Raw genomic sequence first — 21,658 nt, 5'->3', positions numbered from 1 at the left:
CTCCTGAATTTTTATTGTTCTCAGGTGTGCGTTACAGCGGGTCGCGAGATGGCGTGCCATCCACCAGCCGCTGGATACGCAACGGGTTGGCGTTTTTCAACGCGTCGGGCAGCAGGCTATCAGGGTAATTCTGGAAGCACACGGGGCGCAGGAAACGGTCGATGGCCAAGGTGCCGACCGAAGTGCCACGGGCGTCCGACGTCGCCGGGTACGGCCCACCGTGCACCATCGAATCGCAGACCTCCACACCGGTCGGGTAACCGTTGAGCAGGATGCGGCCGACCTTCTGCTCCAGCAGGGGAGTGAGTTCGGCGAACTGTTGCAGGTCGGCCGGCTCGCCAATGATCGTTGCTGTGAGCTGGCCGTGCAGGCCGTGCAACGCGGCGCTGAGTTGGGCCTGGTCGGCGACTTCGACGAACACCGTGGTGGGGCCGAAGACTTCTTCCTGCAGCACTTCATCGCCGTCGATCAATAGGCGTACATCGGCCTTGAACAACTGCGGTTGCGCTTGGTTACCGGCCTGTTGGCTGCCCGCCAGGTGCTGGATACCCGGATGAGCCAGGAGTTTCTCCAGTCCTTTGCCGTAGCTGCTCAGGGTGCCGGCGTTGAGCATGGTCTGTGCCGGTTGGTCGCCGATCAATTGGGCGACTTGTTGGGTGAACGCGGTGAATTCAGGCGATGCGACACCGATCACCAGACCAGGGTTGGTGCAGAACTGGCCGCAGCCCTGGACGACCGATGCCGTCAGGTCACGCGCGACGCTTTCGGCCCGTGCTTTTAACGCCTGGGGCAGCACAATCACCGGGTTGATACTCGACATCTCGGCAAACACCGGGATCGGTTGCGGGCGCGCTGCCGCCATGTCGCACAATGCACGGCCGCCCTTGAGCGAGCCGGTAAAGCCGACCGCCTGGATGGCCGGATGCTTGACCAGTGCTTCACCGACACCGCCGCCGAAGATCATATTGAACACACCCGCCGGCATCTCGGTGGCTTCGGCCGCGCGGATGATCGCATCGGCGACGCGTTCTGCCGTCGCCATATGCCCGCTGTGGGCTTTGAACACCACCGGACAGCCTGCCGCCAGCGCGGCGGCGGTGTCACCGCCCGCCGTAGAGAAGGCCAGGGGAAAGTTGCTGGCGCCAAACACGGCCACCGGTCCCAGGCCAATGCGATATTGACGCAAATCCGGGCGCGGCATGGGTTGGCGGTCAGGCAGCGCTTTGTCGATGCGCGCGCCGTAGAAATCACCACGACGCAACACGGTGGCGAACAGACGCATCTGGCCGCTGGTACGCCCACGCTCGCCCTTGATACGCGCGGCCGGCAACGCGGTTTCGCGACAGACCAGCTCGACAAACTCATCACCCAGCGCGTCCAACTCATCGGCCACTGCGTCCAGGAACTGCGCGCGGCGTGCCGCACTCAACGCGCGGTAGGCAGGATAAGCCTGCGCGGCAGCCTTGGCGGCGGCGTCGATTTCCTGGGGCGTAGCCTGGTAGAAATGCTGCGGCAAGGCTTCACCGCTGGTGGCGTCGACGCTTTGCAAGGTGACGCTGCCGTTGGCGCTACGCTGACCGCCGATGTAGTTGTGGCCGAGGAACGAGGTCATGTTTTTCTCCTTAAAGGGTAATGACGTTGCCGGGTTCGAAAGCCGCATCACTGCTGCCAACACGGTTGACCAGCGGCGCACCGAACTCGGCCTGGCTGATTTCGAACACATCGCCCGGCTGGGTACGGATACCGTCCGCGAACGACAGCGTGGCGGTGCCGAAAAAGTGGATGTGTACGTCGCCAGGCTTGAGGAACTGACGGTATTTGAAGTGGTGGTATTCGAGGTTCTCCAGGCTGTGGCACATATTGGCCTCGCCGCTGAGGAATTCGTTCCGCCAGATTTCCTCACCGTTACGCACGATACGGCTGGTGCCCGCCAGGTGCTGGGGCAACTCACCCACGCGCAACTCCGGGCCATAACTGCAACTGCGCAGCTTGGAATGGGCCAGATACAGGTAGTTCTTACGCTCCATGACGTGGTCGGAGAATTCATTGCCCACCGCGAACCCGACACGATAGGGCTTGCTGTCCGGGCCGATGACGTAGAGGCCACCGATCTCCGGCTCTTCACCGGCATCCTCGGCAAACGGCGGTACCGGGAAAGCTGCGCCGGGGCGCACGACGATGCTGCCATCGCCCTTGTAGAACCACTCGGGCTGCACCCCCGCCTGGCCGGCCGCGGGCTTGCCGCCCTCCACGCCCCACTTGAAGATGCGCATGGTGTCGGTCAGTGCGGTGTCGTCTCCGGCCTGGTGCATCTTGTCCCGCGCAGAGGCGCTGCCCAGGTGGGTCAGGCCGGTGCCGCTGATCAGCATATGCGCCGGGTCCGGGTGGTCCAGCGGCGGCAGGATCTTCAGGTCGGCCAGCAACGTGGCGTAGTCGTGACTGTCGCCCAGGCCGAGGTTATTGACCTGTTGTGCCAGGCCGACGCCGGCTTCGATGGCGGCCAGGGCCAATTCGCGCACGCTGCGTGCCGTCTGCACTTCACGCAGGCTATCGCCCTCTACCACGCCGACCCGGCGTTCGCCGTTGCTTAACTCGAACTGAACTAAACGCATGAAACTTCTCCCAGATTAAGTACGTGTAGCGCCACGGGCACTGGCGGCGAATTGGTCGGCAGGCAGCACGTGCTTGCGCTCCAGCAAGCGGTAGACCACGAAGGTCAAGACCAACCCGAACACCATCACCCCGGACAAAAAGTACAAGCCCGACGCCAGGTTGCCGGTGTATTCCTTGAGCGCACCGATCACGAACGGGCCGATATAGCCACCGAGGTTGCCCACCGAGTTGATCAGCGCAATGCCCGCCGCCGCACTGGCGCCGGCAAAAAAGCGCCCCGGCAAGGTCCAGAACACCGCCGTGCAGGAAAACATCGCGAACGCCGCCAGGCACAGCGCCGCCATTTGCAGCAGCGGCACGCTCAACCAGGCACTGAAGAACAGGCCGATGGCACCGAGCACATAAAGCACCGCAAGATGACCGTAGCGATCATTCAACCGATCGGAACTGCGCGGGATGATCAGCAAGCCGATGATGCCGAAGATATACGGCACGGCGGAGATGAAGCCGGTGGTGAGGTCGCTGCCGCCGAATTGCTTGATCAGCGTCGGCAACCACAGGCCCAGGCCATAGATGCTCAGGGTCACCGGCAGGTAGAACAGCGCCAGCAGCAACACCCGCTTGTCTTTCAGGGCATGCAGCGGGTTGCCGTGGCGGGTCTGGCCGTAGGCTTGCAGGTCTTTGGCGAGCTCTCCGGTGAGCCAGGCCTTTTCGTCCTCGCTCATCCAGGTGACCTGCTTGGGGCCGTCCGGCAAGTAGCGCAGCACCGGCCAGGTCAGCAGGATCGCCGGCGTGCCGATCACGATGAACAGCCACTGCCAGCCATGCAGACCAAGCATGCCGTCCATGCCCAGCAAACCACCGGACACCGGGCCGGTAATCATCATCGCAATAGGCTGGGACAGGATGAATAGCCCAAGGATCTTGCCGCGATGGCGCACCGGAAACCATTGGGTGATGTAGTAGAGAACACCCGGAAAGAACCCCGCCTCTGCCGCGCCGAGCAGAAAGCGCATCACGTAAAAGCTGTGCGGCCCCTGCACGAAGGCCATGCCGATGGTGATAGCGCCCCAGGTGATCATGATGCGCGCAAACCAGCGCCGTGCGCCAAAGCGGTCGAGCATCAGGTTGCTGGGGATCTCGAACAGGAAGTAGCCAATGAAGAACAACCCCGCGCCCAGGCCATAGGCGGCGTCGCCGATGCCGACGTCGGCGCCCATGTGCAGCTTGGCAAAGCCCACAGCGGAGCGGTCCACGTAGGCGATCAGGTACAGCAGGATCAGGAAGGGAATCAGTTTCAGCGTGATGCGCCGAATAAGCCGCAGTTCCTGGCTCATGGGGTCGATCTCCGATTGTTGTTTTTATAGAAGCTCGGGGGACGCCTCTCGCGGAAATCCGCCAGGGTCATACCTCTGTTGAAGCCGACTATATAGTATGACTATTTACAAAACAACTCTTCCAAAGCAGCGTTTTTGCGCTTATGTTTAAGCACGCATAGAACATATAGTCATACAATAAGAGAATCGATCATGCCTGATAAAAAGCCCGGCCTACGCTCTGCCCAGTGGTTTGGTACCGCCGACAAGAACGGCTTCATGTACCGCAGCTGGATGAAGAATCAGGGCATTGCCGACCATCAGTTTCATGGCAAGCCAATCATCGGCATCTGCAATACCTGGTCAGAGCTGACCCCCTGCAACGCGCATTTCCGCCAGATTGCCGAGCACGTCAAACGCGGCGTGATCGAGGCCGGCGGCTTCCCGGTGGAGTTCCCGGTGTTCTCCAATGGCGAGTCGAACCTGCGCCCTACCGCGATGCTTACCCGCAACCTGGCAAGCATGGACGTAGAGGAAGCAATCCGTGGCAACCCGATTGACGGCGTGGTGCTATTGACCGGCTGCGACAAAACCACCCCCGCCCTGCTGATGGGCGCGGCCAGTTGCGACGTGCCAGCCATCGTCGTCACCGGCGGGCCGATGCTCAACGGCAAGCACAAGGGCCAGGACATTGGCTCGGGCACAGTGGTCTGGCAGCTCAGTGAACAGGTCAAGGCTGGCACGATTACGCTGGATGATTTCCTCGCGGCCGAGGGCGGCATGTCACGCTCGGCAGGCACCTGCAACACCATGGGCACCGCGTCGACCATGGCCTGCATGGCCGAGGCGTTGGGCACTTCCCTGCCCCACAACGCGGCGATTCCGGCGGTGGATGCACGGCGCTATGTGCTGGCGCATATGTCGGGCATGCGTGCGGTCGAAATGGTGCGCGAAGACTTGAAGCTGTCGAAGATCCTCACCAAAGAGGCGTTCGAAAACGCGATCCGCGTGAATGCGGCCATCGGCGGTTCGACCAACGCGGTGATCCACCTCAAAGCCATTGCCGGGCGCATCGGCGTCGAACTTGACCTGGATGACTGGACCCGCATCGGCCGTGGCATGCCGACCATTGTCGACCTGCAACCCTCGGGCCGCTTCCTGATGGAAGAGTTCTACTACGCCGGCGGCCTGCCCGCCGTGCTGCGCCGCCTCGGTGAAGCCAACCTGATCCCGCACCCGAATGCCCTGACCGTGAACGGCAAGTCCCTGGGCGAGAACACCCAGGACTCGCCGATCTACGGCCAGGACGAAGTGATCCGCACCCTCGACAACCCGATTCGCGCCGATGGCGGCATCTGCGTGTTGCGCGGCAACCTGGCGCCGCTCGGTGCGGTGCTCAAGCCGTCCGCCGCCAGCCCGGCACTGATGCAGCACCGAGGTCGTGCGGTGGTGTTCGAGAACTTCGACATGTACAAGGCGCGCATCAATGACCCGGAACTGGACGTGGATGCCAACTCGATCCTGGTCATGAAAAACTGTGGCCCCAAGGGTTACCCAGGCATGGCCGAAGTCGGCAACATGGGCCTGCCCGCCAAGCTGCTGGCCCAGGGCGTGACGGACATGGTGCGGATTTCCGATGCGCGCATGAGCGGCACCGCATATGGCACGGTGGTGTTGCACGTGGCGCCAGAGGCTGCGGCCGGCGGGCCGCTGGCCACGGTCAAGGAGGGTGACTGGATCGAACTGGACTGCGCCAACGGCCGCTTGCACCTGGACATCCCCGACGCAGAGCTGGCGGCACGCATGGCCGACCTGGCGCCGCCGCAGAAACTCATCGTCGGCGGCTATCGCCAGCTGTACATCGACCATGTGCTGCAGGCCGACCAGGGCTGTGACTTTGACTTCCTGGTGGGTTGCCGCGGGGCGGAAGTCCCAAGGCATTCCCATTAATTGGGATGCTATGATGCGGCGAATTCAAGCCAGAGCCTCCCTGTAGTCATGGATCACCAGCCGTCCAAGCCGCGCAAGAGCCAGCATGCCCAGATCGTTCAGGACTTGGGCATGCACATCGTTTCCGGTCGCTTCAAGCCTGAAGAACGGCTGCCCATGGAGGCCACGCTCTGCGAGGAGTACAAGGTCAGCCGCTCGGTGTTGCGTGAGGCTACGCGGGTGCTCAGCGCCAAGGGCCTGGTGTATTCCAAGCCACGGGTGGGCGCGGTGGTGCGGCCTCGGTTGAAATGGCACCTGCTCGACCCGGACGTATTGTCCTGGTTGATGCAGTCCACGCCCCACAGTGAGTTCTTCAACACGTTGGCCGGCGTGCGACGCATCCTCGAACCGGAAATCGCCGCCATGGCTGCGACCACCGCCACCGATGAAGACATCGCCACCATCGAACAAGCCTACCTGGGCATGGAAACCGCGCAGACCCACGAACAGCTGCTTCAGGCCGACCTGGACTTCCACCGCGCGATTGCCGACGCCACCCGCAACGACCTGCTGGCCTACATGTGCAATATGCTGTCGCTGCCGTTGCGCGAGTCGATCAACATCACCAACCGCCGCCCGGACATCCAGGGCCTGAGCCTGCCCCGGCACAAGGCGATTCTCACCGCAATCCAGAACCGCGACGCGCTGGGCGCGCGGCATGCGTCGCTGGTGCAGTTGGATGACACGCGGGTGGCGTTGGATACGGTGATGAATGTGCTGACGCCGCTCTGAAGCGGGAGCCGGCAACCGGGCTTTATCGGGTGTAACTCGATCCAAATGTGGGAGCGGGCTTGCTCGCGAATGCGGTGTATCAGCCAATACATTCAGTGACTGACACTTTGCATTCGCGGGCAAGCCCGCTCCCACATTTTTACCTGTGTACGCCGTTAGAGGGTGTAGGCGATACCGACCTGCACCGTGCGCGGCTCGCCTGGGTAGGCGTAGAAGTTCCCGAACGCGCCTTCTTCAAAGTCGCGGTTGAACAGGTTCTTCACGTCCAGGTTCAGCCGGACTTTGTCGTTGACCTTGTAGTAGCTGAGCAGGTCGACCACGGTGTAGGCGTCCATCGAGAACGGCGTATTGGAGGTCTGGCCAACGCGCTCATCGACATATTTGGCGCCGGCGCCCAACCCAAGCCCTTTAAGGCTGCCATCCTGAAATTCGTACACGTTCAGCAAGCTGAAGCTATTGCGCGGGATGTTGGCCAACCGCGAGCCGACCCGAATGGTGTTGTCTTTGGTCACTTCGGCGTCCACATACGCATAGCCACCGATGACACGCCATTCCGGGGTGAGGTTGCCGGCAACGTTCAGGTCGAACCCACGGCTGCGCACCTGTCCAGCGGCGACTTTTGAGTTCGGGTCCAAAGGATCGGTGGTGAGCACATTTTTCTTGTCGATCTGATAGATCGCGGCATCAACGCTCAACTGGCGATCCAACCCTTCCCATTTGATGCCCATCTCATACGACTTGCCCTTTTCAGGTTCAAATCCAACTCCGCCACTGCTAGCACCGGTATTGGGCTTGAACGAGCGTGCTGCGTCGGCATAGATCGCCAGGGTGTCAGTCAGGTCGTAGATCGCACCCACGCGTGGAGTGACCGAGTTGTCGCTGGCCTTCCAGTTTTTACCACCCGCTACATAGGTCTCGTACTCGTGCTCGAAGCGTTCAAAGCGCGCACCCGCCAACACTTTCAGACGTTCGGTCAGCGCGACCTGATCCTGAATGAATGCCGAGTAGGTTTTAAGGTTTTCTTTATCGTGAGTCGGGGTGCTGGTCAGCGCCGGGCGCGGTTTGCCATAGACCGGGTTGAAAATATCGCTGGTGTAGGCGGCACTGGAGCGCTGGATGATCGACTTATAGTCGTAATCCTCAAACTCAACCCCCGTCAGCAAGGTGTGATCAAAAGCCCCCGTGGAGAAATGCCCGGTCAGGTTGAGCTGGGCATCTTTATCGGTCCATTCCAGCTTGCGGTAGTTGAAGTTTCGGTTGAGCGTGTGACCGTCCGCCGCCAGGCTATTGGCTTCAATCGCGTTGCCCTGCAAGGTACCGTCCAACCACTGAAACCCACCGCCCAGGGTCCAATTGTCGTTGAGCAGGTGCTCGAAACGCAGTTGGGCCATGTTGTTGTCGTTGTGCAATTTACCGACATCTTTATCCCCCCAGAAGGTATCGCGCGACGCGGTGCCTTTCTGATTGGTAAAGCGCGTCAGGCCACGATCCAGCGGGTGATTGTTGCGCATGAAGTCGCCTTCGAAGATCACCTTGGTGTCGTCGGTGGCTTGCCAAGTGATGACCGGCGTCACGCCGTAACGCTCGGTCTCGACATGGTCACGGAAGGTCTCGCCGCCCTCGCCCACCACATTCAGGCGATAGGCCAGGCGACCTTGCTCGTCCAGCGGGCCGGAGGCGTCGAGGGTGGCGCGCTGCATGCCCTGATCATCCAGCTGGCTGCCGAGGGTCACCGTAGGCTCGGCCAGCGGTTGCTTGGAGACCACGTTGAAGGTGCCACCCGGATCGCCACGACCATAGAGCATGGTCGCCGGGCCGCGCAGCACTTCCAGGCGTTCGATGGTGTTGGCGTCCGGCATGTTCGGGTAACCACGGTTGATCGGAAAGCCGTTGCGGTAGAACTCGCCGGTGGTAAAGCCGCGCACGGTAAAGGTGGTGAGCCCCTGCCCGCCGAAGTTGTTGGCACGCCCGACACCGCCGGCGTAATCCAGCGCGTCCTGCAGGCGGGTAGCACCAATGTCCTCGACCACGTCTTTGGAGACCACACTGATGGACTGCGGGGTTTCATGAATCGACGTGTCGGTACGCGTCGCGCTCGCCGAGCGTGTGGCGTGGTAGCCCTGCACCGGCCCCTGCGCTGTTTCATAGTCGGCAGTGCCGGTGATGCTGGTGGCCTGCAACTCGATGCCGGCTTTTTCAGCCGACTCGACCTCTGCCCAACTCAACGGGGAAAACGCCTGAAGCACACACAGGGAAACCAGGGTACGACGCATGGGAATGACCTAGTAAATGAGCCAAATGGAGCGGCATATTTGCCAATTATTTTGCCGCGCATGTTATAGCAACTCATTACCGATTGACATGCGTTCTCATTCGTTACTTTTCGACAGATGAAAAAAAGCCACTCCTGAGAGTGGCTTTCGATGATGAACGCAGGCTATTTCGCCTCAGCGATAGCGTTCCAACCAATGTGCATACGGCGCAGGCAAGGTCCAGGACGACTTATCGACGCCCAGTTCTTTAGCCGCAAAGTATGCCCAATGCGGGTCTGCCAGGTGAGCACGGCCCACCGAGACCAGGTCCAGGTGACCCGCCTGCAATGCACCTTCAGCCAGCTGCGGGGTGCCAAAACCCCAGGCCGAGGTGACCGGAATACCGGCTTCGCGACGCACGCGCTCAGCGATCGGGCCCATGAACGCCGGACCCCACGGAATATTGGTGTCAGGGATGGTGAAACCGACGCTCACGCTCAGCAGGTCCAGGCCACCGGCCTTGAAACGACGGGCCAGTTCGATGGACTCGGTGAGGGTCTGCTCGTCGCGGCCGTCGTATTCGATCACGCCGAAACGTGCAGTGAGTGGCAGGTTTTCCGGCCAGACTTCACGAACGGCGGCCAGGGTTTCCAGGAGGAAACGGCTGCGGTTATCGAAGCTGCCGCCATAGGCGTCGGTGCGTTGGTTGGAGTGCTCGGAGAAGAAGCTCTGGCCCAGGTAACCGTGGGCAAAATGCAGTTCGATCCACTCAAAGCCGGCGTCACGCGCACGGCGGGCAGCGTCGACGAAGTCCTGGCGCACACGCGCAATGTCGTCCAGGGTCATGGCCCGCGGCACTTGCGGCAGGTTGGCACCAAAGGCGATGGCCGACGGGGCGATGGTTTCCCAGCTGCGGGCATCGGAGGCGGCGATATGGTCGTCACCTTCCCACGGGCGGTTGGCGCTGGCCTTACGGCCGGCGTGGCCGATCTGGATGCCCGGCACCGAGCCAGCAGCCTTGATGGCTTTGACCATTGGCACGAAGGCCTCGGCGTGGGCGTCGCTCCAAATACCAGCGCAGCCGGGGGTGATGCGGCCTTCCGGCGCGACAGCGGTGGCTTCGACCACTACCAGACCGGCACCGCCACGGGCCATGCTGGCCAGGTGCACGTGGTGCCAATCGTTGACGATGCCGTCTTCGGCCATGTACTGGCACATCGGCGGAATAGCGATGCGGTTACGCAGGGTGACGTCTTTGAGTGTGAACGGTTCGAACAAAGCGGACATGAAGAACTCCAAGAGCGAGTGAGTGATTCGATAGTTCGATGGTAATCGAACTATGGTATTCAACGATACCCCCCTGCTATGATTCATTTCATGCGAGCCTTTAAACACCCTCCCCTTGAAGACCTGACCCTCGAACGCCTGCTGTACGCGCTGAGTGACCCGGTTCGCCTCGAAATCGTGCGCTGCCTGGCCGGCGTGCCCGAGGCCACCTGTGGCGAACTGGATGGCGGGCGACCCAAGTCGAGCATGTCCCACCACTTTCGCGTGTTGCGTGACGCCGGGCTGGTGCACACCCGCAGCGCGGGCACCACGCATCTGAATTCGTTGCGTGCCGAGGTGCTTGAGGCGCGCTTTCCGGGTTTACTCGGGTGCATCCTCGCCCAGCACTGAGCCAGGATCAGCCTCCCCCTGCACAGCATCACGGCTCGGCGCACCGCCGAATTTGAGTGCGCCAATGCGCCCTTGCAGTTGGTCGACAAATCGCTGCGCCTCCAACCGTGCGTTGAACATCATGCTCAGGTCCCCCAGGCGCAGCAGGCAGTCCTTGGGTGAAACTTGGCATTGAGGTGGTCAGTGCCATCGATAAAAACAACGTACTCGCCCGAATGAGAAACCATCATGAATAGACGACCATGAAGTAATGGCGGGCAACGTCATTGGACAAGCGCATGTCGTGCTGGCAGCGCTTGAGGTGCTGCGCCAGCAAGAGATCGACATTCGCGGCACTTAAACGATTCAGGCATCAGGCGAACCTTTGCTGTGAACCCGCGTCCGAGCTTAAGCACTGTTGCTTACCGCTCGCGAGGTCCTCGTTTGAAAGCCGCCATCATCAAAAAGTACCGCCTGATCATCAAAACCATGGGCTACGTGGGCTGGGCGCTGTTCTGGCTGTTGTTGTGGGACGTCGCCGTCACTGTGGACTTCATGTTGTTCCTCACCTACAAGATCAATCTGCCGCTGATGCCCCTGACCCTGCTGGGTTCGGCGCTGGTGGTGCTGATCAGTTTTCGTAACAGCAGCGCCTACAACCGCTGGTGGGAAGCCCGTACCCTGTGGGGCGCGATGGTCAACAACTCGCGCAGTTTTGCACGCCAGGTACTGACCCTGCTGGACGATCCCGACGACGAAGTGAACCCGGTCAAGGCCACCCTGCTGCGTCGCCATGTAGCCTATGTGAATTGCCTGGCCGCGCACCTCAAGGGCCAACCGTGCCCTGAAGAAGTCCGCGCGTTTATCCCCGGCGATGAGTTTGCGCGTAACGGCGCCACCAACAACTTTGCCAACGATATCCTCACCGGTTCAGCGGCGTTGCTGGCACGGGAGTACAAGGTCGGTCACCTCGACAGCATTCGCCTGGCACGGCTGGAGTCGACCCTAGTGGATTTGTCCAACGCCCAGGGCGGCATGGAACGGATCGCCAACACACCGCTACCCTACCCTTACGTGTATTTCCCGCGCCTGTTTATCTCGCTGTTCTGCCTGATCGTACCGGTGGGCCTGGTGGAGTCCCTGGGTTGGTTCACCCCGCTGGCCTCGACGGTGGTGGGCTTCATGCTGCTGGCCATCGAGCGCATCGGCACCGACCTGCAAAGCCCGTTCAACTCCAGCGAACACCAGATCCAGATGGACACCATCTGCGAAACCATCGAGAAAAACCTGCAGTCGATGCAGCGTGATGCGCTGGGTGGCGAGCGCATCGGTTAAACCCTCCCTTCGGCCTCAAGTGCGTGCTCCCTCAGTCGATATACAGGGAGTACGCATGGGCCACACCCCCCTCATAACAACACATGCGACGCTCGACGCTACTGTTTTCTCCTTGCCAAAATTATAAATACCCGCGGGTGAAGTCATGAATATCAAGCAAAAGCTGACCTGGGCATTTGCCGCCATCGCGTGCGTGCCGGTTATCCTGGTGGCCGTGCTGGTCGTGTTGAATCTGCGCGAGGGGGCCCTAGCCAATTTCCTCGACAGCAGTGGCCGTGAGATCCGCCAGATCGACAACGGCATGAAGCAGTTCTTCGATGGCATCAGCCAGAACGTCGACTATGTGGCCAAGGACCCGCGCGTTGTCGCGGCCAAGGACCTCAAGAGCTACGCCGGCGCCGACGCCGCACAAATCCCGCTCACCCCCACGAATAAAGAGCTGCTGGAGATCTTCGACCAGTTCGCCAAGAGCCATCCCAGCACTGCCTACCTGTCCCTGGGTTTGAAAGACGGCGGCTACGCCAGTTGGCCCGACGACACCAAACTCAACAACTACGATCCGCGCGTGCGCCCCTGGTATCAAGCGGCCATCGCCGCGCCGGGTAAAACCGTGCGCACCGGTGCCTACTATTGGGCGCCGGATGATGTGACGCTGATCGGCACCGTACACACCGTCGCTGATGCCACCGGGAATATCCTCGGCGTGGTCGGCCTGGACGTGTCGCTCAAGCAGCTCACCGAACTGGTACGCAACATCAAGCTGGGCGACAGCGGCTACCTGATGCTGGTGGAAGGCAACGGCAACGTGCTGGTGGACCCCAGCAATGCCAAACACAACTTCAAGCCCCTGGCCGACCTGGGCCCGAACTATGCCGAACTGGCTAAACGCGGCGACGGCGTGACCCAGATCGAGATTGATGGCGTGGCGTACATGGCCAATATGGTCAGCTCCAAAGACTTGGGCTGGCGCTTTATCGGCCTGATCAAGCGCGACGAAGTGATGGCCGGCGCCACGCGCCTGACTTGGTTGATTGCAGCCATTGCAGCGGTATTGGCATTGGTGTTCGCAATAGTCGGTGCCAGCTTTGCCAGCGTTATCGTGCGCCCGATCCGTGGCGTAGCCGACGGCCTGCAAGAGATCGCCGAAGGTGAAGGCGACCTGACGCGCCAGCTCAAGGTGCAAGGCAAGGACGAAACCGCCAGCCTGGCCGGCTGGTTCAACCAGTTCCTGAGCATGATCGCCCAGTTGGTGCAACGCATCGGCAACGCCTCGTCCGACCTGCAGAGCGCCGCCGCCGACACCCGCGAAGTGGCCCACAACATGAACCAGGCGGCCGGTCGCCAACGCGAAGCCGTGGAACTGGTGAGCACCGCGTTCAACGAAATGGTGGCCACCGCCAACGAAGTCGCGCGTTCCTGCAGCGCCGCCGCCACCAGCGCCGACGAAGGCTACCGCGACGTGCACGACGGCCAGCAGCACATCGGCGAAGCCACCGGCAGCGTGCTCAAACTCAGTGAAGACCTGCAACGCTCAACCCAGACCATGCAGCAGTTGGAGCAGGACAGCAAAAACATCAACACCATCCTCGACACCATCCGCTCGATTGCCGAGCAGACCAACCTGCTGGCGCTCAACGCGGCGATCGAGGCGGCGCGCGCCGGCGACCAAGGCCGAGGTTTTGCGGTGGTCGCCGACGAAGTCCGCGCCCTCGCCCGTCGCACCGCCGACTCCACCGGCGAAATCGACAGCCTGCTCGGCAACCTCGCCCGCCGCACCCAGGAGGTGACGCAGCAGATGCAAGGCAGCCTGCTGGTGTCTCACACCAGCGTGGAACGTATCCAGCAGGCACGCGACAGCTTCGACAAGATCCGCGGCTCGGTGGACTCGATCCGCGACCAGAACACCCAGATCGCCACGGCCGCCGAAGAGCAACACCAAGTGGCCGAAGAGATCAACCGGCACATCGCGCAGATCCATGCCGACGCGCAACTGGTCGAAGGTTTTGCCCACTCGGCGCAGACCGGGTCAGGTCGGTTGACGGACATTTCGGGCCAGCTCAAAGGATTGGTAGGTCGCTTTAAGTTCTGATCGGGCGCGAAACCTGCTCCCATTCAGCGCATCACAGTGGTGAGCGGGCTTGCTCCGCTCACCACACTTGCATTGCGCCCTGGGCGACATTTAGCCACACGTCATCATCGCAGTACCTGTAATAGTCTATTGCAGGACTATAATGTACTAACCAGTTACTTATCTTGCTAAAATCGCGTCTTTGCCCTCTCACATTCGAGTCCTTTCGACATGAAACGAGCATCGCGCGCCGCTGGCGTCTCTAGATTATTATTGCTGGGCTTGGGCGTTATCATCGCCCTGCTCGGCCTCGCGCTGGCCATTGGCGGCGTCAAACTGGTCAGCCTGGGAGGTTCCTGGTACTTCCTGATCGGCGGCGCAATCATGGCAATCGCCGGGCTGTTGATCGCCTGCCGCAAGCCTGCCGGCGCATGGGTGTTCGCAGCCTTTCTGATCGGCACGGCCATCTGGGCGGTGGCGGATGTGGGCCTGGTGTTCTGGCCGCTGTTCTCGCGACTCTTCATGTTTGCGGCCATCGGTATGGTGGTGGCGCTGGTCTACCCGCTGCTCGTCAATAAGCCTGCGCGCGGCGCCTATGCCGTGGCGGCCGTACTGGCGGCGGGCGTTGCAGTGGCGGCAGGCAATATGTTCGTCGCCCACCCAAGCGTGGCGCCGACCGGTGCCGGCCCAGGCATCACCCCGGTGGCTGCGGCCGACGCACAGAAAGACTGGGCGCACTACGGCAATACCGAAGGGGGCAGCCGCTTCGCCGCGCTGGACCAGATCAACCGCGACACGGTCAACAAGCTCAAGGTGGCGTGGACCTATCACACCGGCGACGTGGCCATCAGCGACGGCAACGGCGCCGAAGACCAACTGACGCCCCTGCAGATCGGCAACAAAGTGTTCATCTGCACGCCGCACAACAACCTGATCGCCCTCGACGCCGACACCGGCAAAGAGCTGTGGAAGAACGAAGTCAACGCCAAATCGGCGGTGTGGCAGCGTTGCCGTGGCATGGCCTACTTCGACGCCACCGCGCCGATTGCCCAGCCGACCCAGCCCAACAGTTCGCCGATCATGCCTGCCAGCGTTCCCGCCGGTGCGCAGTGCCAGCGTCGCCTGCTGACCAACACCATCGATGCACGCCTGATCGCCGTGGATGCCGACACCGGCAAGTTCTGCGAAGACTTCGGCACCCACGGCCAGGTGGATCTGAAAGCCGGCCTGGGGAACGTACCGGACAGCTACTATCAGCTGTCCTCCGCGCCACTGATCGCCGGCACCACCGTGGTGGTGGGCGGTCGCGTGGCCGACAACGTCCAGACCGACATGCCCGGCGGTGTGATCCGTGGCTTCGACGTGATCAGCGGCCAGATGCGCTGGGCCTTCGACCCAGGCAACCCGGAAGACAAGCAGGCGCCCGCCGACGGCAGCACCTACGTGCGCAGCACCCCAAACAGCTGGGCGCCGATGTCCTATGACCCGCTGATGAACACCGTGTTCTTGCCGATGGGCAGTTCGTCCACCGACATCTACGGCGTGGAACGCACCCAGCTCAACCACAAATACGGCGCTTCGGTACTGGCGCTGGACGCCTCCACCGGTGCGGAAAAATGGGTGTACCAGACCGTCCACAATGACCTGTGGGACTTCGACCTGCCGATGCAGCCGAGCCTGATCGACTTCACCCCGCCGGGCAGCGACAAAGCGGTGCCAGCGGTAGTGATCGGCACCAAGGCCGGGCAGATCTACGTGCTCGACCGGGCCACTGGCAAGCCGTTGACCGACGTGCAGGAAGTCCCGGTCAAGGCCGCCAACATCCCTAACGAACCCTACTCGCCCACCCAGCCAAAATCGGTCGGCATGCCGCAGATCGGCGCACAGACCCTGACCGAATCGGACATGTGGGGTGCCACGCCGTTTGACCAGCTGCTGTGCCGCATCGACTTCAAAGGCATGCGCTACGAAGGCCTGTACACTGCGCCAGGCACTGATAAATCCCTGAGCTTCCCGGGTTCGCTGGGCGGCATGAACTGGGGCAGCATTTCCACCGACCCGGTGCATGGGTTTATCTTCGTCAACGACATGCGCCTGGGCCTGTGGATCCAGATGGTGCCGTCGCAAAACAAGGCCCAGGCCTCGTCCGGTGGCGAAGCGCTGAACACCGGTATGGGCGCCGTGCCACTCAAGGGTACGCCCTATGCGGTGAACAAGAACCGCTTCTTGTCGGTGGCCGGCATTCCGTGCCAGGCGCCACCGTTCGGCACCCTGACCGCGATCGACATGAAGACGCAAAAGGTCGCCTGGCAAGTACCGGTCGGTACCGTTGAAGACACCGGCCCCCTGGGCATCCGCATGCACCTGCCGATCAAGATCGGCCTGCCAACCCTCGGCGGCACCCTGTCGACCCAGGGCGGCTTGATCTTTATCGCCGGCACCCAGGACTTCTACCTGCGCGCCTTCAACAGCGGCAACGGTGATGAAGTCTGGAAAGCCCGCCTGCCCGTGGGCAGCCAGGGTGGCCCGATGACTTACGTGTCGCCGAAAACCGGCAAGCAATACATCGTGATCACTGCCGGTGGCGCACGCCAGTCCACCGACCGTGGCGACTACGTGATCGCCTACGCCCTGCCATAACCCCCTCTTCGCGCGGTGCCTCCCCCGGCACCGCGCCTTCTGTTTGGAAGAACCCGCATGACCCCCACTTCTCACATTCCCCTTGGGCGCCTGTTGCTGGGCCTTGCCCTGGGTGCCGCCCTGCCCGTGCAAGCCGATGACACCACCCTGACCGGCGACTGGGGTGGCCTGCGCCATGAGCTCGACGCGCAAGGCATCCGCTTTACCGGCGACTACAGTGGCGAAACCGCCTACAACGCCCACGGCGGCCAACACCGCTCGGCGCGCTACTCGCAGAACCTCAAGCTCGGCGTGCAGTTCGACCTGGGCAAGCTCTACGGTTTCAACAATGGCGACCGCATCCAGGTCACCCTCAACGACCGTCGTGGCAATAGCGCTTCCGAGGACCTGGTGGGCAACCGCCTGCCGATCCAGGAAAACTACGGCGGCCTGTACACTCGCCTGACCGAGCTGAGTTACGAGCGCACGCTCTTTACTCCGGCGCTGAACGTCAAGCTCGGCTACATGGCCATGGGCAACGACCTCGGCGGCCTGGACAGCGGGATTCTGTGCAACTTCATGAACGCCGGTTTCTGCGGGCATCCGCTGAACATGTCCGGCGGCAGCGGCTGGACCAACTACCCGAATGCGCACCTGGGTGCGCGGGTGAAATACGACTTTGCCCCCAACTGGCAACTGCGCGTCGCCGCGTTCAACGTCGACCCGCAAAGCAATGGCAACTCCAGCCGCGCCTGGCACCTGGGGCCCAAGCACACCACCGGCACCGTGGTGCCGATCGAGTTGGTGTACAAACACGCGGGCAGCCTGCCGGGCGAATACAAGCTGGGCTATTACTACGACAGTTCCGACGTGAAACGCATCGGCAGCAACAAGGAGGTCAGCGGTCGCGGTGGTCACTACCTGTTGATTGATCAGGCCGTATGGGCCTCGGAGTCCTCCGCCGGCCGCGTGCTGCACGCCTTCGGCCAATACTCCGCCGCCAGCGAAGCGGCCTCGCCGTTCAGCAGGTGGTATGGCGCCGGCGTGGTGTTGTACAAACCGTTCGAAGGCCGGCCGCGTGACACCCTGGCCCTGGGTTATGGTCGCGCCGTGCCCAACCCGCGCAGCCGCGAGGTTCAGGAACTGGCCGCGCTCAACGCCGGGAACGACTACCCCAACCTGAATAATGCCGAACAGCTGATCGAACTCAGCTACGGCTACCAGGCCACGCCTTGGCTGACCTTGCGCCCGGATGTGCAGTACATCATCGAGCCGGGGGCATTCTCGGGCGAAAACATCGACAACGCGCTGGTGCTGGGCTTGCAAGTCAAGGCCGTGTTCTAGGCCTCACTCTGCTGATACTCGCGTGGCGTACACCCAAACTCGCGGCGGAACACCGTGTGCAGATACTGCGCCGATTTGAAGCCGCAGGCCTGGGCAATATCGGCAATCGCCAGGGCCTGGTTCTGCAGGCCCTTGGCGGCAGCGGCGAGTTTGAAGCGCAGGATCTCGTCATGCACACTGCAGCCACGCGCCTTGCGAAAATGTGTCTCCAGCGATGAACGCGATACCCCCACATATCCCGCCACCTGAGCCGTCTTAATCCCCTGGCAGGCGTACTGCCGGATAAACAACAGCGCCTGCATCACGTACGGATTACCCAAGGGTTGATGCAAGCTTGAAGCCTGCACATTAATCGCATCCGGCGGCACCAGGATCTGCTCACCTCTGCACGGCTTGCCGTGCAACATCTGGTGTAACAGCGCGGCGGCCGTGCGGCCCATGGTTTCGGTGCCCTGGATAACCGAACTCAACGGCACCCGCGTGAGCGTCCGAGTCAGCGGATCATTGTCGATACCGATCAGCGCCACTTCCTCCGGCACGGCAATGCCGGCCGTGAGACATGCTTGCAGCAACTGCCGGGCGCGGGCGTCAGTGACCGCGATAATGCCAATAGGCTTGGGGAGGCTGTGCAACCAGGCGATTTGCTGTTCGACGGCGCTGTCCCACAGCGGTGCGCTGGTGCCCAACCCGCGATAGACCTCGACCTGCAATCCGTCCCGTTGCAGCAGGCGGCGAAAGGCTTTTTCGCGCTCCTGGGCCCAGCGATTGGCCTGGGCTTCGGGCAGGCTGAAACAGGCAAACCGCGTCAGGCCGGCCTCGATCAAATGTTCATAGGCCAGCTTGATCAAGGCGTAGTTGTCCGTGGCCACGTAGGGCATGCCTTTGGGATAGGCACGCACATCCTCGTAGGAACCCCCCACCGCCACCACGGGCAGCTTGCTCCCGGCCAGCGCCTCGCCAATCAGCGGGTCATCAAAGTCAGCAATGATGCCGTCGCCCTGCCAGCGCTCGATGCCTTTGAGGCGGCACAGGAAGTCCTCTTCGAGGAACAAGTCCCAGGACGCGCGGGTACTGCTCAGGTAATTGCCGATGCCGGCGATAATGCCACGGTCGTAGATTTTGCTGCCGTTGAACAGCAGGGCAATGCGGTGCACGGGCGGTAGGGTTTTCATTGTTTTTATCCTGAAGCCGGTCAAAACAGACTAGCCCCTGTCACGCAAAATCGCACCATCTCTTGATGATTTTCGTAATCGGCAGGCGCAGCGCCGTTGTTAGTATCGAGTCACCGCCAAGAACAATAAGGAAAACGCCATGCCGTACTTCCCCGGTGTCGAGAAGGTTCGCTTCGAAGGCCCCAGCAGCGATGCCCCCCTCGCCTTTCGCCATTACGATGCCAACAAGCTCATCCTCGGCAAGCCCATGCGCGAACATCTGCGCATGGCGGCCTGTTACTGGCACACCTTCGTCTGGCCTGGGGCGGATATGTTTGGTGTGGGCACGTTCAAGCGGCCGTGGCAGCGCAGTGGCGACCCGATGGAACTGGCCATCGGCAAGGCAGACGCCGCTTTCGAATTTTTCTCCAAGCTGGGCATCGACTACTACAGCTTTCACGACACGGACGTCGCCCCCGAAGGCAGCTCGCTCAAGGAGTATCGCCACCACTTCGCACAGATGGTCGACCACCTGGAACGCCATCAGGAACACACCGGCATCAAGCTGCTGTGGGGCACCGCCAATTGCTTCAGCAACCCGCGCTTTGCCGCCGGCGCCGCCAGCAACCCGGACCCGGAAGTGTTTGCCTACGCCGCCGCCCAGGTGTTCAGCGCAATGAACGCCACCCTGCGCCTCAAGGGTTCCAACTATGTGTTGTGGGGCGGCCGCGAGGGTTATGAAACGCTGCTCAACACCGACCTCAAGCGCGAACGCGAACAGCTCGGGCGCTTCATGCGCATGGTGGTGGAGCACAAGCACAAGATCGGCTTCAAGGGCGACCTGCTGATCGAGCCCAAGCCCCAGGAACCCACCAAGCACCAATACGATTACGACAGCGCCACGGTGTTCGGCTTCCTGCATGAGTACGGCCTGGAACATGAGATCAAGGTGAACATCGAGGCCAACCACGCAACCCTGGCCGGGCACAGCTTTCATCATGAGATTGCCACCGCCGTGTCCCTGGGGATCTTCGGCAGCATCGACGCCAACCGAGGCGACCCGCAGAACGGCTGGGACACCGACCAGTTCCCCAACAGCGTCGAGGAAATGACCCTGGCCACCTATGAAATCCTCAAGGCCGGGGGCTTCAAAAATGGCGGCTACAACTTCGACTCCAAGGTACGCCGCCAGAGCCTGGATGATGTGGACCTGTTCCACGGGCATGTGGCGGCCATGGATGTACTGGCTTTGGCACTGGAACGCGCGGCAGCGATGGTCGAGAACGATCGGTTGCAGCAATTCAAGGACCAACGGTACGCCGGTTGGCAGCAACCGCTGGGCCAGGCCGTGCTGGCCGGTGAGTTCAGCCTGGAATCACTGGCCGAACATGCATTTGCCCACGAACTGGACCCGCAGGCGGTGAGTGGTCGCCAGGAGATGCTTGAAGGCGTGGTGAATCGCTTTATCTACCGGTGACATTTGCGCGACAAATCTCTGCACAGAGCGTCGAGGGACGCTCTACAGTCTTACCCGCATCACGCTGTGTCTTTCCAACAACAATAAAAGGACGCACTACCATGAAGTCATTCAAACGCACACTTATCGCCACGGCCCTGGCCCTGCTCGCCCTGCCGGCGATGGCCGATTCCGCCCACCCGAAGATCGGTTTCTCCATCGATGACCTGCGTCTGGAGCGCTGGTCCCGCGACCGTGACTACTTCGTCGCCGCCGCGGAAAAACTCGACGCCAAGGTCTTCGTGCAATCGGCCGATGCCAACGAACAGAAACAGATCTCGCAGATTGAAAACCTGATCTCACGTGGCGTCGACGTGATTGTCATCGTGCCGTTCAACGCCACCGTGCTCACCAACGCCGTCGCCGAAGCCAAGAAGGCCGGGATCAAGGTGGTGTCCTATGATCGCCTGATTCTCAACGCGGACATCGACGCCTACATCTCCTTCGATAACGAAAAAGTCGGCGAAATGCAGGCCAGCGGCGTGTTGCAAGCGGCGCCCAAGGGTAACTACTTCCTGCTCGGCGGCGCGCCCACCGACAACAACGCCAAGGTCCTGCGCGAAGGCCAGATGAAGGTGTTGCAACCGGCCATCGACAAGGGCGACATCAAGGTTGTCGGCCAGCAGTGGGTCAAGGAATGGAACCCCACCGAAGCCCTGAGCATCGTCGAAAACGCCCTGACTCGGAACAACAACAAGATCGACGCCATCGTCGCCTCCAACGACGCCACCGCCGGCGGCGCGATCCAGGCCCTGGCCGCACAGAAACTGGCGGGCAAGGTGCCGATCTCCGGGCAAGACGCCGACCTGGCCGCGATCAAGCGCGTCATCGACGGCACCCAGACCATGACCGTGTACAAGCCGCTCAAGCTGATCGCCTCGGAAGCCGCCAAGCTTTCGGTGCAGCTGGCGCGCAATGAGAAACCCACCTACAGCTCGCAATACGACAACGGCAGCAAAAAGGTCGACACCATCCTGCTCACCCCTACCCCGCTGACCAAGGCCAATATCGACCTGTTGGAGAAAGACGGGTTCTACACCAAAGAGCAGATTGCCGGGCAGTGACCG

General features: G+C 61.7%; 16 protein-coding genes and 1 pseudogene. 10 read left to right on the top strand and 7 right to left on the bottom strand.

Translation table 11 applies throughout. The features are described from left to right. Nucleotides 1-31: 31 nt before the first annotated feature. The 3 genes from AB4N92_RS23070 to AB4N92_RS23060 are packed head-to-tail and all read right to left on the bottom strand — an operon-like array spanning nucleotide 32 to nucleotide 3,950. Nucleotides 32-1,612 carry an aldehyde dehydrogenase (NADP(+)) gene (locus tag AB4N92_RS23070; protein WP_236266786.1) on the bottom strand — a complete coding sequence of 527 codons (1,581 nt, stop codon included), beginning with the start codon at nucleotides 1,610-1,612 and terminating at the stop codon, nucleotides 32-34. 10 nt (nucleotides 1,613-1,622) lie between these two features. Beyond that, complete coding sequence (gene araD1, locus AB4N92_RS23065) at nucleotides 1,623-2,612, bottom strand: AraD1 family protein (protein WP_047542728.1); 990 nt, start codon at nucleotides 2,610-2,612, stop codon at nucleotides 1,623-1,625. A 15-nt stretch (nucleotides 2,613-2,627) separates the two neighbouring features. Beyond that, nucleotides 2,628-3,950, bottom strand: coding sequence for an MFS transporter (locus tag AB4N92_RS23060; RefSeq protein ID WP_021493343.1), 1,323 nt, complete (start codon nucleotides 3,948-3,950; stop codon nucleotides 2,628-2,630). Between the two features lie 192 nt (nucleotides 3,951-4,142). On the opposite strand from AB4N92_RS23060, the gene AB4N92_RS23055 reads away from it, so the two are divergent. Together AB4N92_RS23055 and AB4N92_RS23050 are read left to right on the top strand one after the other, a co-directional pair. Beyond that, nucleotides 4,143-5,879, top strand: coding sequence for an IlvD/Edd family dehydratase (locus AB4N92_RS23055; RefSeq protein ID WP_010211220.1), 1,737 nt, complete (start codon nucleotides 4,143-4,145; stop codon nucleotides 5,877-5,879). 48 nt (nucleotides 5,880-5,927) lie between these two features. Beyond that, a complete protein-coding gene (locus AB4N92_RS23050; protein WP_010211221.1) occupies nucleotides 5,928-6,650 on the top strand; it encodes a FadR/GntR family transcriptional regulator in 723 nt (240 codons plus the stop codon). A gap of 155 nt (nucleotides 6,651-6,805) precedes the next feature. Here AB4N92_RS23050 and AB4N92_RS23045 read toward each other — a convergent pair whose 3' ends face one another. After that, complete coding sequence (locus AB4N92_RS23045) at nucleotides 6,806-8,923, bottom strand: TonB-dependent siderophore receptor (protein WP_042571518.1); 2,118 nt, start codon at nucleotides 8,921-8,923, stop codon at nucleotides 6,806-6,808. A gap of 174 nt (nucleotides 8,924-9,097) precedes the next feature. Continuing rightward, entirely contained in the window at nucleotides 9,098-10,189 is a 1,092-nt protein-coding gene (locus AB4N92_RS23040) for an NADH:flavin oxidoreductase/NADH oxidase (RefSeq protein WP_010211224.1), read from the bottom strand. A 90-nt stretch (nucleotides 10,190-10,279) separates the two neighbouring features. Between AB4N92_RS23040 and AB4N92_RS23035 the strand changes: the two genes are divergently transcribed. After that, nucleotides 10,280-10,579: an ArsR/SmtB family transcription factor gene (locus AB4N92_RS23035; RefSeq protein WP_032882858.1), complete on the top strand. Its 300-nt coding sequence runs from the start codon at nucleotides 10,280-10,282 to the stop codon at nucleotides 10,577-10,579. Here AB4N92_RS23035 and AB4N92_RS23030 read toward each other — a convergent pair. After that, entirely contained in the window at nucleotides 10,550-10,702 is a 153-nt protein-coding gene (locus tag AB4N92_RS23030) for a hypothetical protein (protein ID WP_021493346.1), read from the bottom strand. The genes AB4N92_RS23035 and AB4N92_RS23030 overlap by 30 nt on opposite strands. A gap of 300 nt (nucleotides 10,703-11,002) precedes the next feature. On the opposite strand from AB4N92_RS23030, the gene AB4N92_RS23025 reads away from it, so the two are divergent. The 5 genes and pseudogenes from AB4N92_RS23025 to AB4N92_RS23005 all read left to right on the top strand — a co-directional run bounded on the left by AB4N92_RS23025 (nucleotide 11,003) and on the right by AB4N92_RS23005 (nucleotide 17,924). Then, nucleotides 11,003-11,893 carry a bestrophin family protein gene (locus AB4N92_RS23025; RefSeq protein ID WP_010211227.1) on the top strand — a complete coding sequence of 297 codons (891 nt, stop codon included), beginning with the start codon at nucleotides 11,003-11,005 and terminating at the stop codon, nucleotides 11,891-11,893. A gap of 145 nt (nucleotides 11,894-12,038) precedes the next feature. After that, nucleotides 12,039-13,070, top strand: a pseudogene (locus AB4N92_RS23020) (cache domain-containing protein); the annotation flags it as partial. Between the two features lie 57 nt (nucleotides 13,071-13,127). Continuing rightward, a complete protein-coding gene (locus AB4N92_RS23015) occupies nucleotides 13,128-13,982 on the top strand; it encodes a methyl-accepting chemotaxis protein (protein ID WP_373422406.1) in 855 nt (284 codons plus the stop codon). 210 nt (nucleotides 13,983-14,192) lie between these two features. Further along, nucleotides 14,193-16,601 carry a glucose/quinate/shikimate family membrane-bound PQQ-dependent dehydrogenase gene (locus AB4N92_RS23010; protein WP_021493349.1) on the top strand — a complete coding sequence of 803 codons (2,409 nt, stop codon included), beginning with the start codon at nucleotides 14,193-14,195 and terminating at the stop codon, nucleotides 16,599-16,601. Between the two features lie 57 nt (nucleotides 16,602-16,658). Continuing rightward, nucleotides 16,659-17,924 (top strand): carbohydrate porin, encoded by a 1,266-nt coding sequence (locus tag AB4N92_RS23005; RefSeq protein ID WP_236266787.1) that lies wholly within the window; start codon nucleotides 16,659-16,661, stop codon nucleotides 17,922-17,924. Here AB4N92_RS23005 and AB4N92_RS23000 read toward each other — a convergent pair. Continuing rightward, nucleotides 17,921-19,096: a XylR family transcriptional regulator gene (locus AB4N92_RS23000; RefSeq protein ID WP_010211231.1), complete on the bottom strand. Its 1,176-nt coding sequence runs from the start codon at nucleotides 19,094-19,096 to the stop codon at nucleotides 17,921-17,923. The genes AB4N92_RS23005 and AB4N92_RS23000 overlap by 4 nt on opposite strands. A gap of 139 nt (nucleotides 19,097-19,235) precedes the next feature. Here AB4N92_RS23000 and xylA point away from each other — a divergent pair, with 139 nt between their 5' ends. Then, nucleotides 19,236-20,552 (top strand): xylose isomerase, encoded by a 1,317-nt coding sequence (gene xylA / locus AB4N92_RS22995; RefSeq protein ID WP_010211232.1) that lies wholly within the window; start codon nucleotides 19,236-19,238, stop codon nucleotides 20,550-20,552. A gap of 101 nt (nucleotides 20,553-20,653) precedes the next feature. After that, complete coding sequence (gene xylF, locus AB4N92_RS22990) at nucleotides 20,654-21,655, top strand: D-xylose ABC transporter substrate-binding protein (protein ID WP_010211233.1); 1,002 nt, start codon at nucleotides 20,654-20,656, stop codon at nucleotides 21,653-21,655. Nucleotides 21,656-21,658 lie beyond the last annotated feature (3 nt).

Source organism: Pseudomonas sp. S3_A09 (genome assembly GCF_054668065.1).
Note: the sequence above shows the minus strand (reverse complement) of the source record. Positions and strands in the feature narration are given on the sequence as shown.